Below are 15,040 nucleotides of genomic sequence, written 5' to 3' on the forward strand. Positions count from 1 at the left end.
CTAAAAATAAGATTATGAAATAAAATACGTTGTCTTATAGTATCTCTTTAATTCCTCTTGATTCAAGTAGTACATATAATTCTCGGTTTTATTTATTCGTATGAATTTTCCCTGGTGCTCGCTTGTATTGGTAAGGTTCTTGTAAATCAAAGCCAAGTTCATTGGCGACTATTCTTGGGAAGTAAGGATTGCGAAGTAACTCACGTCCGATAAAAATTAAATCTGCTTCGTTCTTATTTAAAATTTGTTCTGCCTGTGCCCCAGTTGTAATCAATCCAACAGCCCCAGTTGCAATATTAGCATGCTCTTTAATATGTTTAGCATATTGTACTTGATACCCGGGATATACATCGATGTGTGCCGGTACAACAGCACCAGAACTACAATCGATTAAATCTACACCTTGTTCGTTCATCCATTTTGTATACTGAACGTAATCTTGAACCGTTAACCCGTCAGGATGATAATCGTTTGCTGAAATACGAACAAATAACGGTCCTTTCCAAACTTCATTTATCGAGTCAATGATTTCGCGTAAGAAACGATAGCGATTTCCAGGTGAACCTCCATATTCATCAGTCCGCTTATTAGAAAGTGGGGAAAGAAATTCATTAATAAGGTAACCGTGGGCTCCATGTATTTCAATAACGTCAAATCCAGCTTGTTTTGATCGTATTGCAGCCTGCTGAAAAGCTAATATGGTATTTTTTATTTGTTGTATACTCATTTCTACAGGTATTTTCATTGTTTCATTAAACGGAATTGCTGATGGAGCGAAAGCGTTCGTTTCTAATTCAGCTTTTCTTCCGGCGTGAGCGAGTTGAATGGCAGCTTTTGCACCGTTATCATGTATAAGGGTTGTCGTTTTATGTAAGCCTGCAATTAGGCTGTCATCCCAAATGCCTAAATCTTTATTAGAAATTCGACCTTCAGGTAACACAGCGGTTGCTTCAATCATAACTAAACCGACTTGACCAGCAGCTCTTGTTCCGTAATGAACGAGATGGAAATTAGTTACTTGACCATCCTCGTTTTCTGATGAATACATGCACATAGGTGACATAACGATACGGTTTTTTAATGTAACGTCCTTAATTGTATAAGATGAAAAAAGTTCGGAATTCATCCAATAGCCTCCTAGATTGAATTTTCTTACATTGTATCATTCTCTTTTTTGTTTTCCCTAATAAAACGCTTATACGAAAAATTTTGTCTATTCGTGTTACAATAATTAATATGAATTGAATTGGAGGATGACATATGTACCAGGCTTATTATGAAAGTGAATTAGGTTTGCTGGAAATTACAGCGAACGATAAAGGAATTATGTCTGTTATATTTGTTGATGAGAGACAAGAAGAACATAAAAATGAAATGATAGATCAATGTATAAATGAGCTAGATGAATATTTTAAGGGGAAAAGAAAAGAGTTCACGGTCCCTTTGTCTGCTGAGGGAACATCATTTCAAAAAAATGTATGGGATGCGCTCTATACTATTCCTTATGGCGTAAGTGCTTCATATTTAGATATTGCAGAGAAGGTCGGAAATACGAAAGCTGTACGAGCGATAGGAGGAGCGAATAGTCGTAATCCAATTTCAATTATCGTTCCGTGTCATCGTGTAATAGGAAAGAGCGGGAAGCTTGTTGGGTATGCTGGTGGTTTATGGAGGAAAGAGTGGTTATTAAAACACGAAGGTATTTTGAAATGACGTATGGATGAGAAGAGGGATTGTTTTGAAGTGTATAAATTGTGGGCAACTTTGCAAGGGAAATCAGTTGAATTGTGAAAGTTGCCAGCGGACTTTGCATACTGAACAAGGTGAAGGAAGCTCGCTAATAGACAAAGAATTAGAAGTATATGTAGGGAGACAATATCCGTATTACAAAAGGAAATGGGAGCTTGAGGATAAGAGGATTGCTAGGTGGAGCTGGAATGGTTGGGCAGCTATTTTCAATGTGGGTTGGCTTGGATATCGTAAGTATTATGTACCTGCAGCTTTATTTATATTGTTATTATTAGCGTGTGATGCGTTTTCTTATTACATGGGATTCAACGTAGCGTTGCCAATCATTAATATGGTGCCTCTTACGTTTCTATTACTCGTTTTTATTTTATTTGGAATGGCGATTTTTGCGAATGGATTATATTATCAATTTGCAGAAAGGCGTATATATCGAATAAAAGCACGAGAAATTCAAGATGAATCGGTTGAGAAGTATCTCATCCGTGATAGTGGTGGAACGAGTAAAATGGGAGCAACCATCGTTACGATTTTAGCGGTTGCTAGTATCTTTTTCAGCCATTTCTTTTTCCCGACTGATCGAGATATTATACAAAAGGTTCGTGCAGGCTCACTATATGAATATCCGTTCTTTTCCATTGGTGAATCGTTTGAAAATTATTTTAGAAATCCAGGTTGGGTATATTATCGTGGCACCGAAGGATTAGAATTGGTAGAGTTCCAAGGAGAAAGTCCTGATATGCCAAGGAAAAAGGTGAAGATCCAATTTGTTGTTGATTATAAATTGGGTGAGATTGAGCCGTACTCATTGACGATTAATGGCGAATCCAAAAATGAGGAAGAGTTTTTGAAGATAATGGACGAAATATTTAAAGTTCAAAATCCATTTGACATAGAGGATGGATTACAAGTAAAAGGAATAGAAAAAGAAGCGGATAGAAGGGCGTTCTATCCGCTTCTTTTTTTACTGTACAAAAATAATATTTGAAATAATCTGAATCTTTTGTATAATAATATGTATTATACTAGCTTTCATTTATACATATAGATTGGGGGAAGGAAGAATGAAGAGAAAGGTAACAACGATTGCTGCAGTTGCATTATCAACAAGTGTATTAGTTGCAGGTTGCGGAAATGGGGAGAAGGCATCTACAACGAAGAAAGAAGCAGGTAAGGGAGCAGCAGATAAGCAAGTTTTAAACTTATTAGAAGCAGCAGAAATTCCTTCAATGGATACGTCAAAATCGACAGACTCTGTATCATTCCGTGCCTTTGTCAATGCAATGGAAGGATTATATCGTTTAGATAAGGATAATAAACCAACTCCGGGTATGGCAAAAGATGTGAAGATTAGTGAAGATAAAACGACATATACATTTGAATTACGAGATGCAAAGTGGTCTAATGGGGATCCAGTTCGAGCGCAAGATTTTGTATATGCATGGCAACGCGCATTAGATAAAGCAACGGCAGCTGAGTATGCATTTATTTTATTTGATGTGAAAAATGCACAGAAAGTAAATAAGGGAGAATTACCGTTAGATCAATTAGGAGTAAAAGCAAAGGATGATAAAACGTTAGTAGTAGAATTAGAACAACCAGCACCATATTTCCTTGAGCTTACTTCATTCCCAACATTTTTCCCTTTAAATGAAAAATATGTGAAAGAACAAGGGGATAAATATGCATTAGAAGCAGATAAACTATTATATAATGGACCATTTACGATGAGTGAATGGAAACATGAACGAAGCTATCAGCTAAAGAAAAACCCTAATTATTGGGATAAAGATACTGTGAAGTTAGAAGAAATTAATGTGAATATTGTGAAGGAAACGAGCACAGGAGTAAATTTATATGATAGTGATCAAGCAGATCGAGTTATTTTAAGTTCTGAATTCGTTGATAAATATAAAAAGAATAAGCCAGATGAATTTAAAACGAAGTTAGATCCACGTATGTATTTCTTACGTTTTAACCAAAAAAATGCAACGTTTAAAAACCAAAAAGTTCGTGAAGCGATTGATCTGGCATACGATAAAAAAGGAATTGCCAATGTTATTTTAAATGACGGATCATTACCAGCATATTTCTTAGTACCTGAGAAATTTACGACAGGACCAGATGGAAAAGATTTCCGTACTGTAAATAAAAATTTCCGTGACAGCAAAGATAATGCAGAAAAAGCAAAAAAATTATGGGAAGAAGCGAAAAAAGAGCTTGGCCAAGATACAATTACAGTAGAATTTCTAAATGATGATAACGGTAGCCGTAAAAAAGTGGGCGACTTTATTAAAGAAGAGTTAGAGAAAAATTTACCTGGTATTAAAGTGAATTTGAAACAACAACCATATAAACAGAAGCTAGAGTTAGAAAAGAAATTTGAATATGAATTCTCATTATCCGCATGGAGTCCGGACTATCCGGATCCAATGACTTATATTGATATGTTTGTTACGGGAAGCTCATTTAATGAAATGGATTATTCTAATCCGAAGTATGATGATTTAGTAGCGAAATCAAAAGGAGAGCTATTAAAAGATGATAAAGCACGCTGGAATGCCCTTGCAGAAGCTGAAAAAATCTTAATTGGTCAAGATGCTGCTATTTCTCCTGCGTACCAACAAAGTACGGCATATTTAGAAAAACCATACGTGAAAGGTATTGCGAATCATACGTTTGGTGGGGACTTCAGTTATAAATGGGCATATATTACAAAGAAATAGTATAATAAAAGATGAGTGAATTTTCGCTCATTTTTTATTTGTATAGGAGGAATTAGAGTTGCTAAAAGGAATCAATCATCTTTGTTTTTCAGTATCTAATTTAGAAGATTCTATTACATTTTACGAAAAAGTATTGGAAGGGGAATTATTAGTTAAAGGGAGAAAACTCGCATATTTCAATATATGTGGGGTATGGGTAGCACTTAATGAAGAAACACATATTCCGAGAAATGAGATTCATCAATCTTATACGCATATTGCGTTTTCAGTTGAACAGAAAGACTTTGAACGTCTAATGCAGCGATTAGATGAAAACGATGTTCATATTTTACAAGGAAGAGAACGAGATGTAAGAGATTGTGAGTCTATATATTTTGTTGACCCTGATGGCCATAAGTTTGAATTTCATTCAGGGACATTGCAAGACCGACTTAATTACTATAGGGAAGATAAAGCTCATATGACATTTTACTAAGGGAGGAAATACGTTGCATGCGCTAGTAATTGGCGGGACAGGAATGCTAAAGAGAGTTTCTATGTGGCTTTGTGAGCAAGGATTTCATGTTTCTATTATTGGACGAGATGAAGTGAAATTAGAAAATGTTAAGCGAGAGAGTGCTGCGCCAGAAAGTATCACGTGTCTTCCGTTAGATTATCATAATGATGACGGTATAAAGTTAGCTATTAAAAGTACAATTGAGCAGAATGGCCCAATAACATTAGTTATCGCATGGATACACGCAAGTGCGAAGGGTACGTTATCACTCATTTGTAGAGAATTAGACTTATCGTCTGAAACATACAATGTTTTTCATATTTTAGGTAGTAAAGCTTCGCGTATGCCCGCACAAAAAATAGGAGGTACGCGGTGTAGCTACCATAGAATAATATTAGGTTTTATATTAGAAGATACGTACGGGAGATGGCTTACCCATGAAGAAATATCGGAGGGGGTAATAAAAGGAATTGAGAGTAAATGTGGTGAATGGATTGTAGGACGAGTAGAACCGTGGGAATTGCGGCCAACATGGTAAGGGGGAATGAGAAATGAAAACAACTGTATATGTAACAAGGCACGGTGAAACGGAATGGAATGTAGCGAAGCGAATGCAAGGGCGGAAAAATTCTGCTTTAACCGAAAACGGTATGCTACAAGCTAAGCAATTAGGAGATCGAATGAAAGATTTATCTATCGATGCGATTTATAGTAGTCCAAGTGAAAGAACCCTTCATACTGCAGAGTTAATAAACGGAAATCGTAATATACAGATAATTGCGGATGAGCATTTTTATGAAATTAACATGGGTATATGGGAAGGGCAGACAGTCGATGATATAGAAAGGCAATACCCAGACGAAATACAATTGTTTTGGTGTGAGCCACATCTTTTTCAGTCAACATCAGGAGAAAATTTTGAGTCTGTTTATAAAAGGGTAATAGAGGGGATACAGCTTCTTCTAGAAAAGCATAAAGGAGAAAGTATATTAATTGTTTCCCATGCGGCAGCGGCAAAACTACTTGTAGGACATTTTGCGGGTATTGAAATAGAAAATGTGTGGGATGATCCATTTATGCATAGTGCTAGTCTTAGTATAATAGAATTTGAAGAAGGTAAAGGGGAAGTGAAGCAATTTGCGGATATAAGTCATTTTCAATGAACGTAAAAAAGGCCGCAAAGCGGCCTTTTTCTGTAGGCATAAAAACTAGCAATTACGTTTTTTATACCAGAAGTGATCGAATTTCTTGTTTTTGCAAGATGGGAATTTATGTCCGCCTTTGCAATCGTTCCATTTGTGTCCATCATCGTGACAGTCTTTACCATGATCCCATGAATCATCACAAGAACCACCGTGTCCGTGAGGGAAGAATTCGCATTTTTTACAGTAACATCGTTTTGTCCAGTAAAATTTCTTTTCAAAGCGCACACATTTTGTAACGAACGTACAATGCTTTCTGCGAGTACGTTTTGTTACTAAAACGCATTCTTTTCTACGTGTTACTTTCGTAACGAACGTCCATTTTTGAACGCGAACACGAGTACATTTCGTAACAAAAGTCCATTTTTTTACATGAGTACATTTTGTAACGAACGTACAATGTTTTACGCGAGTACATCTTGTTCTTGGACATTTACAATCATCGCTACACTCAATTTTTGAAGAGCAATCTTCATCACATTCAAACGTACTTGGATCTTGGTGTAAGAAATCCTCCATCCCAGCACTTTTGATTTCTTCAACCGCTTTTCTAATATCACGTTTCATAGAAATCCTCCTTATCATGTATTCAGGTGAAAAGGTATTCTTTTTCCTTAACATGATATGAGATATGACGTCTTTCTGAACAGGACAAGAGTGTAATTTTATATAAATAGATGATAGCGGATGGATGGACAAGACAAGGTGCATACATTGAATGAAGAGAACTGAGAAGGGATGAGAAAATATGCTGCCTTCATATGATTTTTTTATTCATCCAATGTACTTAGTGGAATTGAAAAAAGACATTTGGTCAGATAGCCCAGTGCCAGCAAAACTAACTTATGGAAAAAAGAAGTATGACATCGATATCGTATACCGAGGTGCTCATATTCGTGAATTTGAGAAAAAGTCTTATCATGTTATGTTTTATAAACCGAAAAAATTTCAAGGTGCGAAAGAGTTTCATTTAAATTCGGAGTTTATGGATCCGTCTCTCATACGAAATAAATTATCTTTAGACTTTTTTCACGATATTGGTGTGCTTTCGCCAAAATCACAACATGTATTTATAAAAATTAATGGTCAAATTCAAGGTGTATATTTACAGTTAGAATCAGTTGATGAAAACTTTTTGAAAAATAGAGGATTACCAAGTGGTTCTATTTATTATGCAATAGATGATGATGCGAATTTTTCTTTAATGAGTGAGAGAGATAAAGATGTTAAGACCGAGCTTTTCGCGGGTTATGAATTTAAATATTCGAATAAAAATAGTGAAGAACAACTGAGTGAATTTGTATTTCAAGCAAATGCTTTGTCGAGGGAAGCTTATGAAAAAGAAATTGGGAAGTTTTTGCATGTAGACAAATATTTAAGGTGGTTAGCTGGCGTCATTTTTACGCAAAACTTTGATGGTTTTGTTCACAACTATGCACTATATCACAACGATGAAACAAATTTATTTGAAGTGATACCGTGGGATTATGATGCGACTTGGGGGCGAGATGTGCAAGGGAGACCACTTAATCATGAATATATTCGTATTCAAGGTTATAACACGTTAAGTGCAAGATTGTTAGATATACCTGTATTTAGAAAACAATACCGGAGTATTTTGGAAGAAATATTAGAAGAACAATTTACCGTTTCATTTATGATGCCGAAAGTAGAAGGTTTGTGTGAATCGATTCGTCCATATTTACTACAAGATCCATATATGAAAGAAAAATTAGAAATATTTGATCAAGAAGCTGATATGATTGAGGAATATATAAATAAAAGAAGAAAGTATATACAAGATCATTTACATGCATTGGATTAATTTTGAAAGAGATTGGAACATTCTCAATCTCTTTTTTTGTATAATAAAGATGTATCAATAGAATTGACGTAATATGTACTTAATAAAGAATGGGGATGTGGAAACATGACGACAAAATGGATTGATTGGGCAAAACAAATACAATCTATAGCACAAGCGGGTTTAACGTATTCTAAAGATGTGTATGATATAGAGCGTTTTCAACAATTACGGGATATTTCCATTTCGATGATGTCACATTACACTAAGACAGATTGGGAAGTTGTAGAGAAGTTATTTGCAAGTGAGACAGGCTATCAAACACCAAAAGTTGATATAAGAGCAGTTGTTTTTCAAAATGAAAAATTATTATTTGTGAAAGAAAAAAGTGATGGGAAATGGGCATTGCCAGGTGGATGGGCTGATATCGGTTATACGCCGACAGAAGTAGCTGCAAAAGAAGTTTTAGAGGAGACAGGCTATGAAGTAGATGATTTTAAGTTATTCGCTATATTTGATAAAGAAAAACATCACCCATCACCTTCCGCAACACATGTATATAAAATTTTCATAGGCTGTAAGATTATCGGTGGTGAAAAAAAGACGAGTATTGAAACAGAAGATGTTGAGTTTTTTGGTGAGAATGAATTGCCTACTTTATCGATTGCTAGAAATACAGAAGAGCAAATTAAAGAAATGTTTGCCTATATGAAAGAACCTCAGAAAGAAACATTAATAGATTAATAATGCTTAAGCCGATAATATTGTTGGAATGAAGATATTGGCAGAATGCAACCTTTATGTAATAATGGGATGGTATGTGAAGAAAAAAGGAGATAGAAAATAAGATGTTAGCAAGCATAATAGATCAGTTATTGCAATTTTTTGCAAGCTTAGGTTACTTTGGAGTAGCGCTAGCTTTAATGATTGAAATTATTCCCAGTGAAATTGTACTTTCATATGCGGGCTTTTTAGTTGCAGATGGTAAAATTAGCTTTGTCGGTGCAGTTATTGCTGGAACAATCGGTGGTACTTTAGCTCAAATCTTTTTATATTGGCTTGGATACTATGGTGGGCGTCCAGTTGTAGAGAAATATGGGAAATATCTACTTATTAATAAACACCATTTAGACATAGCGGAAGGTTGGTTTAAACGTTACGGAGCAGGAGTAATCTTTTCTGCACGTTTTATCCCAGTCGTACGTCATGCAATCTCTATTCCAGCAGGATTAGCCAAGATGCCATTAAAACTATTTACACTGTATACAGTAGTTGCGATTATTCCATGGTCAATACTATTTATATACTTAGGTGAAAAGCTTGGCGGGAATTGGCGACACATTAAAGAGTATGCATCTGATTACACACATTACATAATTATAGGAGCTGTTCTTTTTGTTGCTCTATACTTCGGTTTGAAGTATTTCAAAAAGAAGAAAGCAGCGCGTTAAAGTCAATGATTTTTCATTGGCTTTTTTTTATTTGTTTCGGTTCGGTTCTAAAAAAAAAGAGTTGTCCATAATGTATAATAATAAAGCGTAGCGGAGGAATGTGATGAAAGGGTCACCGTTTATACGTGGAACGATATTTTTAACGATGGCAACGATGATATCTAAAATGTTAGGGTTTATATATGTAATACCATTTACAGCAATGGTCGGTACGAGTGGGTACGTTTTATACACGTATGCATATCGTCCATATACGATTATGCTCAGCATTGCGACGATGGGACTACCACTGGCAGTTTCAAAAATGGTATCAAAATATGATCAACTTAATGATTATCATACGGTTAAGAGAGTGTTAAAGAGCGGTATCTTTTTTATGTTAATAATGGGAGTCATTTCATGTTTAACGCTATATATATTAGCTCCACATTTAGCTAAACTTGTAATCGATGGCAATGATCAAACAGGGAATAGTGTAGCGGCAGTCACAACTAATATTCAAATTGTAAGTTTTGCGTTAATACTTGTACCGGTAATGAGTTTATTAAGGGGATTCTTTCAAGGGTTCCAATCGATGGGGCCTTCTGCTCTAAGTGTAGTTGTCGAGCAATTTTTTCGGGTCTTAACCATTTTGATAGGAAGCTTTGTCGTTTTATATATTTTAAAAGCTTCTGTCTCGCTAGCTGTTGGTATTTCAACGTTCGGCGCTTTTATGGGAGCGATTGGTGGATTAACCGTTTTAAGTGCGTATTACATAAAGAGGAGAAAGCACTTAAAGAAAAAAGAAATGGCAAGTATACCGCAAACAACGAAATCTTTCTTCTCGTTGTATAAGGAGCTTTTTACATATTCAATACCGTTTGTTGTAGTTGGGTTAGCAATTCCGTTGTATCAGACGATTGATACATTTACAATTAATAAACTACTTATACAAATAGGGTATATGCAAGGAGAAGCGGAGAAGATTAATGCGATAATTGGTCTTGTCCAGATGGTTGTACTTATCCCGGTTTCCGTTGCGACTGCTTTTAGCATGTCTCTCGTACCTGAGATGACGAAAGCCTATACAGCAGGTAATGTGAAGTTACTGTACAAACATTTTACGAGGACGAATGTATTAGTAGTAGGTATTACGGTACCAGCGGCGATTGGAATGATGTTGTTAGCAAAACCAGTATATACTCTTTTATTTGGTGCCGGAAATGATCCGGAGATGGGAAGAGTTATTTTACAGTATTATGCTCCTGCCTGTATACTATTTTCGCTTTTTACAGTAACAGCAGCGATGTTACAAGGAATTAATCAACAACAGAAAACAGTGCTAGGATTAGTAATTGGCATTATTGTGAAGATAGTTTTAAATATTGTATTGCTTCCGTATTTCGATTATGTAAGTTTTATTATTTCAACATACGCTGGTTACACGATTTCAGTTGGCTTTAACTTGTGGATGCTTTCTAAATATGTTATAAAGGCAACATAAGCTTTTTAAGGCAGAGAGCACTCTGTCTTTTTCTTTGTTCCTAATATTTTTCTTATAAAAACGTTTTCAAAATAATTTTTCTATTGAAATTTAAACGTATGTTTCATATGCTGAGAATGGCGGTTCAAAAACTGTTCTGTAAGAGAGGTAGATTCCTACATGTAAAAAGAATCGGGGTGATAGTATGTTAAATATTTATTTAACAGACCGAAACGGAAAACTACAAGAGGTTGAGGAAATGCAAAAGGGTTGCTGGATTAATGTACTTCATCCAACGGAAGAAGAAATTCAATATCTAGTACAAACTTTAAATGTAGACTTAGATTTCATTAAAGACCCTTTAGATGATGAAGAACGCTCTCGTATTGAAAAAGAAGACAATAATACTTTAATAATCGTGGATATTCCAACAGTTAGACATGATGAAGAAGGAAATTCGATTTATGACACGATTCCAATAGGTATGATTGTAATGCCAGATTGCTTTGTGACAATTTGTTTAGAAGAAAATCCAATTTTTGAACGTTTTATTAATCAACGTATTAAAGAATTTTATACGTTTAAAAAGACACGCTTTGCACTGCAGCTCTTATATACGATTTCTACTTATTATTTAAGATACTTAAAGCAAATTAACAGAAAAACAATCGATTTAGAGCATCAATTAAATAAGTCGATGAAAAATAAAGAGATTTTCACATTGCTAGGCCTTGAAAAAAGTTTAGTTTACTTTACAACATCATTAAAGGCGAATAAAATTGTAATTCAAAAATTAATGCGTAACAGTACATTTTTAAAAATGTATGAAGACGATCAAGATTTATTAGAAGATGTATTAATTGAAAATAAACAGGCGATTGAAATGGCGGAAATATATAGTCACATTTTAAGTGGAATGATGAATACTTTTAGCTCCGTTATATCAAATAATTTAAATAGTGTTATGAAACTGTTAACGTCTATTACAATTATTTTATCGTTACCAACGATGGTTTCTAGTTTCTTTGGAATGAACGTAAAGGTTCCGTTTGAAGGGGAAGCACATGGTTTTGTAATTGTACTCATAATATGTGTAACACTATCTTTCACATTAGCGTTTGTTTTTTGGAAGAAACGTTACTTTTAACGAGAAGAAAGCTGCTCTAGCATAGTTGTGTAACTGCGCTAGAGCAGCTTTTTTGCTATGAAATCCAAATTTTTGAATAGAATATAACTTATAAAATGTAATGTATATGAAGGGAGTGAATTCCGTATAAGTCTTGTCCAATTAATAAAATGGAGTTAAAATTACATATTGTTAATGAAAAGTTGGAGGAAATACATCATGGAATTGTTTCAATTACCGAAAGCATTCCTGCAAATGAATACAATCTTTATTTCCATATTGATCGAAGCACTTCCTTTTGTGCTAATAGGTGTATTTATTTCAGGATTCATTCAAATGTTTGTGACAGAAGATATGGTAGCGAAATGGATGCCAAAAAACCGATTTCTGTCTGTTTTAATGGCTACTTTTTTAGGTATGATGTTTCCGGGCTGTGAATGTGGAATCGTTCCGATTGTAAGGCGGTTAATCGGAAAAGGGGTTCCACCATATGCCGGGATTGCATTTATGTTAACTGGGCCAATTATTAATCCGGTCGTATTATTTGCAACATACGTTGCCTTTGGAAGCAGTATGCACATGGTATGGTATCGTTCTATTGTAGCGATTATCGTAGCAATTATCGTTGGAATTATACTATCATTTATGTTTAAAGAACATCAATTAAGAGATGATCACTTCCCAGAAGTGAATCATAAGCGTCCATTACGTAAAAAAATGTGGGATGTATGTACGCATGCTGTTGAGGAATTTTTCTCGATGGGAAAATATTTAGTATTAGGTGCGTTAATTGCAGCGGCAGTTCAAACGTTCGTACAAACTTCAACACTTCTTGCTATAGGACAAGGGCCGTTCTCTTCACCAGCTGTTATGATGGGGCTTGCTTACATATTATCACTTTGTTCAGAAGCGGATGCGTTTATTGCTTCGTCATTCCAAAGTACATTTTCAACAGCATCACTTGTCGCGTTCCTCGTATATGGACCGATGGTGGATATTAAAAATATGTTTATGATGCTTGCGACATTTAAAACGAAATTTGTAATTGTCGTTACAGTTACAGTTACACTTGTTGTTTATGCAAGCTCACTACTCATTTATGCGATGGGGTGGTAGGTTATGTTTCGAGCGTATATATTATTAGGTTTTACAATCTTAATCGCGCAGCTTCATATTTCTGGTAATATTACGAAGTATATCAATATGAGGTATGCCTATTTATCAACAACAGCGGCAATTATTTTAGGGTTTTTAACGGTCGTTCAAATTATTATCGTATTCCAAAAAGAACATGAGAAAGAACAAGGAAAACAAGATTGTAGTTGTGATCATAGCCATTGCGGGCATGATCATTCAAATGATGAGAATACATGGTGGAAAAAAGCATTTTCGTACACATTGTTCTGTTTTCCAATAGTCTCAGGATTGTTTTTCCCGATTGCAACGTTAGATTCAGATATCGTTAAGGCGAAAGGATTTCATTTTCCTGTTGCGCAAGCAGAAAGTACAGATCCATTTATGAGAAGGCAATTCTTAAGACCAGACACGAGTATTTATTACGGAAAAGAAGGATACCGTGGTGTAATGGAAAAAGGGAAGAAAGAGTTTGTAACGAAAGATAGTGTAACGTTAAATGATGAAAATTTCCTAAAGGGAATGGAAACAATTTATAATTATCCAGGCGAGTTTACTGGAAAACAATTATCTTATAAAGGGTTTGTTTTCAAAGATGATTCTTCTAAAAAAGAACAATATTTCTTATTCCGTTTCGGTATTATACATTGTGTAGCGGATTCGGGTGTATATGGTATGTTAGTGAAAAAGCCAGAAGGTGTAGAATGGAAAAACGATGATTGGATTCAAGTAGAGGGAGAAATTTCTACTGAATTTTATCAACCGTTCCATGCGAATATCCCCGTATTAGAAGTAACGAAATGGAATAAAGTTGAACCGCCAAAAGAACAATATGTATTTAGAGGAGCCGATTGATCACATCGGTTCTTTTTTGTGGACTAAGAGTTCTGAATGTTGTTAATATTAAACGTGTAGTGATAGTAAGCTCATACCGTTATTGTGTTAATGGGAAATGGAACTCTTACCGAACTTCTTTGCTCCAGCCGAATTTTGTGGTGGGAGTCATAATGTCTGCAAATAGCGGATTAAATAATCAAAGAGGTGATAATAATGACTGCAGTAAAGGGAAAAACAGCTAATGAGTCTAGAGTGTTTAAAACGAGCCGAGTATTTCCAACAGATTTAAATGATCACAATACGCTATTTGGTGGAAAGATATTAGCCGAAATGGATATGGTTGCTTCTATTTCAGCAACGAGGCATGCAAGAAAAGAATGTGTCACAGCATCTATGGATTGGGTAGATTTCTTACATCCTGTTCGCTCTTCAGATTGTGTTAGTTATGAATCCTTTGTAATTTGGACGGGTAGAACCTCTATGGAAGTATTTGTGAAGGTAGTAGCAGAAGATTTGATTTCAGGTGAGAAGCGTATAGCAGCGACGTCATTTGTTACTTTTGTTGCGCTTAGTAAGGAGAATAATCCAGTTCCAGTGCCGCGAGTAATCCCTGAAACAGAAGAAGAGAAAGAATTATACCGCATTGCAGTATTACGTGCAGAACAACGTCATATACGCAAGGCAGAGAGTAAGAAAGTAGCTACATTACTAACTTTTTGAGATGGACATGTATAACGGACTGAAATGTTTTTTATATGAAAAGCGGACACCTAAAAATAGGTGTCCGCTTTTATAGTTTTTTCATCCACATATCATATGACGATAACTACTTAGCAGAAGCAAGCAGCACCGACGATGATTAAGAGGATAAATAATACGACTAATAGCGCGAATCCATTACCATGTGCGAAGCCCATTGTTATTTCCTCCTTTTATTTTAAGATACAACATACAATATGCAAATGAGCCATTGTTTGATATGGACATATATCATGTAATGACATATTTTCTTGAATGATATTGTATTAAAAAAGGGAAGATATAGAAATAACAGTA

At 35.2% G+C, this 15,040-nt stretch carries 17 protein-coding genes; 14 read left to right on the forward strand and 3 right to left on the reverse strand.

Annotation, left to right across the window (positions count from 1 at the left end; genetic code table 11):
- Window positions 1-88: 88 nt before the first annotated feature.
- Window positions 89-1,126: an NADPH dehydrogenase NamA gene (gene namA, locus FS742_RS02605; RefSeq protein ID WP_144611083.1), complete on the reverse strand. Its 1,038-nt coding sequence runs from the start codon at window positions 1,124-1,126 to the stop codon at window positions 89-91.
- Between the two features lie 134 nt (window positions 1,127-1,260).
- Here namA and FS742_RS02610 point away from each other — a divergent pair, with 134 nt between their 5' ends.
- The 6 genes from FS742_RS02610 to FS742_RS02635 all read left to right on the forward strand — a co-directional run bounded on the left by FS742_RS02610 (window position 1,261) and on the right by FS742_RS02635 (window position 6,131).
- On the forward strand, window positions 1,261-1,713 hold the full coding sequence (locus tag FS742_RS02610) for a methylated-DNA--[protein]-cysteine S-methyltransferase (RefSeq protein ID WP_144611084.1): 453 nt from the start codon (window positions 1,261-1,263) through the stop codon (window positions 1,711-1,713).
- Between the two features lie 7 nt (window positions 1,714-1,720).
- Window positions 1,721-2,734, forward strand: coding sequence for a DUF2628 domain-containing protein (locus FS742_RS02615; protein WP_144611085.1), 1,014 nt, complete (start codon window positions 1,721-1,723; stop codon window positions 2,732-2,734).
- 76 nt (window positions 2,735-2,810) lie between these two features.
- Window positions 2,811-4,472 (forward strand): peptide ABC transporter substrate-binding protein, encoded by a 1,662-nt coding sequence (locus tag FS742_RS02620; RefSeq protein WP_144611086.1) that lies wholly within the window; start codon window positions 2,811-2,813, stop codon window positions 4,470-4,472.
- 58 nt (window positions 4,473-4,530) lie between these two features.
- Entirely contained in the window at window positions 4,531-4,947 is a 417-nt protein-coding gene (fosB, locus tag FS742_RS02625) for a FosBx1 family fosfomycin resistance bacillithiol transferase (RefSeq protein ID WP_144611087.1), read from the forward strand.
- A 13-nt stretch (window positions 4,948-4,960) separates the two neighbouring features.
- Window positions 4,961-5,506 (forward strand): short-chain dehydrogenase, encoded by a 546-nt coding sequence (locus FS742_RS02630; protein WP_144611088.1) that lies wholly within the window; start codon window positions 4,961-4,963, stop codon window positions 5,504-5,506.
- Between the two features lie 13 nt (window positions 5,507-5,519).
- Window positions 5,520-6,131 carry a phosphoserine phosphatase 1 gene (locus FS742_RS02635; RefSeq protein ID WP_144611089.1) on the forward strand — a complete coding sequence of 204 codons (612 nt, stop codon included), beginning with the start codon at window positions 5,520-5,522 and terminating at the stop codon, window positions 6,129-6,131.
- A gap of 45 nt (window positions 6,132-6,176) precedes the next feature.
- On the opposite strand, the gene exsB is transcribed toward FS742_RS02635, so the two are convergent.
- Window positions 6,177-6,737, reverse strand: a complete 561-nt coding sequence (gene exsB / locus FS742_RS02640) for an exosporium protein ExsB (protein ID WP_076537042.1) — start codon at window positions 6,735-6,737, stop codon at window positions 6,177-6,179.
- Window positions 6,738-6,918: 181 nt separating this feature from the next.
- On the opposite strand from exsB, the gene cotH reads away from it, so the two are divergent.
- From cotH to FS742_RS02680, 8 genes are all read left to right on the forward strand, one after another.
- Window positions 6,919-7,995, forward strand: coding sequence for a spore coat protein CotH (gene cotH, locus FS742_RS02645; RefSeq protein WP_144611090.1), 1,077 nt, complete (start codon window positions 6,919-6,921; stop codon window positions 7,993-7,995).
- 105 nt (window positions 7,996-8,100) lie between these two features.
- Window positions 8,101-8,718, forward strand: coding sequence for an NUDIX hydrolase N-terminal domain-containing protein (locus FS742_RS02650; RefSeq protein ID WP_144611091.1), 618 nt, complete (start codon window positions 8,101-8,103; stop codon window positions 8,716-8,718).
- A 104-nt stretch (window positions 8,719-8,822) separates the two neighbouring features.
- Window positions 8,823-9,425 (forward strand): undecaprenyl phosphate transporter UptA, encoded by a 603-nt coding sequence (gene uptA, locus FS742_RS02655; RefSeq protein ID WP_000881202.1) that lies wholly within the window; start codon window positions 8,823-8,825, stop codon window positions 9,423-9,425.
- Window positions 9,426-9,528: 103 nt separating this feature from the next.
- Complete coding sequence (locus FS742_RS02660; protein WP_144611092.1) at window positions 9,529-10,908, forward strand: putative polysaccharide biosynthesis protein; 1,380 nt, start codon at window positions 9,529-9,531, stop codon at window positions 10,906-10,908.
- Between the two features lie 184 nt (window positions 10,909-11,092).
- Window positions 11,093-12,034 carry a magnesium transporter CorA family protein gene (locus FS742_RS02665; RefSeq protein WP_000932392.1) on the forward strand — a complete coding sequence of 314 codons (942 nt, stop codon included), beginning with the start codon at window positions 11,093-11,095 and terminating at the stop codon, window positions 12,032-12,034.
- A gap of 198 nt (window positions 12,035-12,232) precedes the next feature.
- Complete coding sequence (locus FS742_RS02670; protein ID WP_000418724.1) at window positions 12,233-13,129, forward strand: permease; 897 nt, start codon at window positions 12,233-12,235, stop codon at window positions 13,127-13,129.
- A 3-nt stretch (window positions 13,130-13,132) separates the two neighbouring features.
- A complete protein-coding gene (locus FS742_RS02675) occupies window positions 13,133-14,002 on the forward strand; it encodes a TIGR03943 family putative permease subunit (protein ID WP_144611093.1) in 870 nt (289 codons plus the stop codon).
- Between the two features lie 195 nt (window positions 14,003-14,197).
- Window positions 14,198-14,704 (forward strand): acyl-CoA thioesterase, encoded by a 507-nt coding sequence (locus tag FS742_RS02680; RefSeq protein ID WP_144611094.1) that lies wholly within the window; start codon window positions 14,198-14,200, stop codon window positions 14,702-14,704.
- A 110-nt stretch (window positions 14,705-14,814) separates the two neighbouring features.
- On the opposite strand, the gene FS742_RS02685 is transcribed toward FS742_RS02680, so the two are convergent.
- Window positions 14,815-14,901, reverse strand: a complete 87-nt coding sequence (locus FS742_RS02685) for a YjcZ family sporulation protein (RefSeq protein WP_000505094.1) — start codon at window positions 14,899-14,901, stop codon at window positions 14,815-14,817.
- Window positions 14,902-15,040 lie beyond the last annotated feature (139 nt).

It is taken from the genome of Bacillus cereus (genome assembly GCF_007678085.1).
Taxonomy (GTDB): Bacteria; Bacillota; Bacilli; order Bacillales; family Bacillaceae_G; genus Bacillus_A; species Bacillus_A cereus_BE.

Coding starts and splice junctions, on each gene's coding strand:
- namA (WP_144611083.1), bottom strand. CDS start 1,126: ATGAATTCCGAACTTTTTTCATCTTATACAATTAAGGACGTTACATTA.
- FS742_RS02610 (WP_144611084.1), top strand. CDS start 1,261: ATGTACCAGGCTTATTATGAAAGTGAATTAGGTTTGCTGGAAATTACA.
- FS742_RS02615 (WP_144611085.1), top strand. CDS start 1,721: ATGAGAAGAGGGATTGTTTTGAAGTGTATAAATTGTGGGCAACTTTGC.
- FS742_RS02620 (WP_144611086.1), top strand. CDS start 2,811: ATGAAGAGAAAGGTAACAACGATTGCTGCAGTTGCATTATCAACAAGT.
- FS742_RS02635 (WP_144611089.1), top strand. CDS start 5,520: ATGAAAACAACTGTATATGTAACAAGGCACGGTGAAACGGAATGGAAT.
- exsB (WP_076537042.1), bottom strand. CDS start 6,737: ATGAAACGTGATATTAGAAAAGCGGTTGAAGAAATCAAAAGTGCTGGG.
- cotH (WP_144611090.1), top strand. CDS start 6,919: ATGCTGCCTTCATATGATTTTTTTATTCATCCAATGTACTTAGTGGAA.
- FS742_RS02650 (WP_144611091.1), top strand. CDS start 8,101: ATGACGACAAAATGGATTGATTGGGCAAAACAAATACAATCTATAGCA.
- uptA (WP_000881202.1), top strand. CDS start 8,823: ATGTTAGCAAGCATAATAGATCAGTTATTGCAATTTTTTGCAAGCTTA.
- FS742_RS02660 (WP_144611092.1), top strand. CDS start 9,529: ATGAAAGGGTCACCGTTTATACGTGGAACGATATTTTTAACGATGGCA.
- FS742_RS02665 (WP_000932392.1), top strand. CDS start 11,093: ATGTTAAATATTTATTTAACAGACCGAAACGGAAAACTACAAGAGGTT.
- FS742_RS02670 (WP_000418724.1), top strand. CDS start 12,233: ATGGAATTGTTTCAATTACCGAAAGCATTCCTGCAAATGAATACAATC.
- FS742_RS02675 (WP_144611093.1), top strand. CDS start 13,133: ATGTTTCGAGCGTATATATTATTAGGTTTTACAATCTTAATCGCGCAG.
- FS742_RS02680 (WP_144611094.1), top strand. CDS start 14,198: ATGACTGCAGTAAAGGGAAAAACAGCTAATGAGTCTAGAGTGTTTAAA.
- FS742_RS02685 (WP_000505094.1), bottom strand. CDS start 14,901: ATGGGCTTCGCACATGGTAATGGATTCGCGCTATTAGTCGTATTATTT.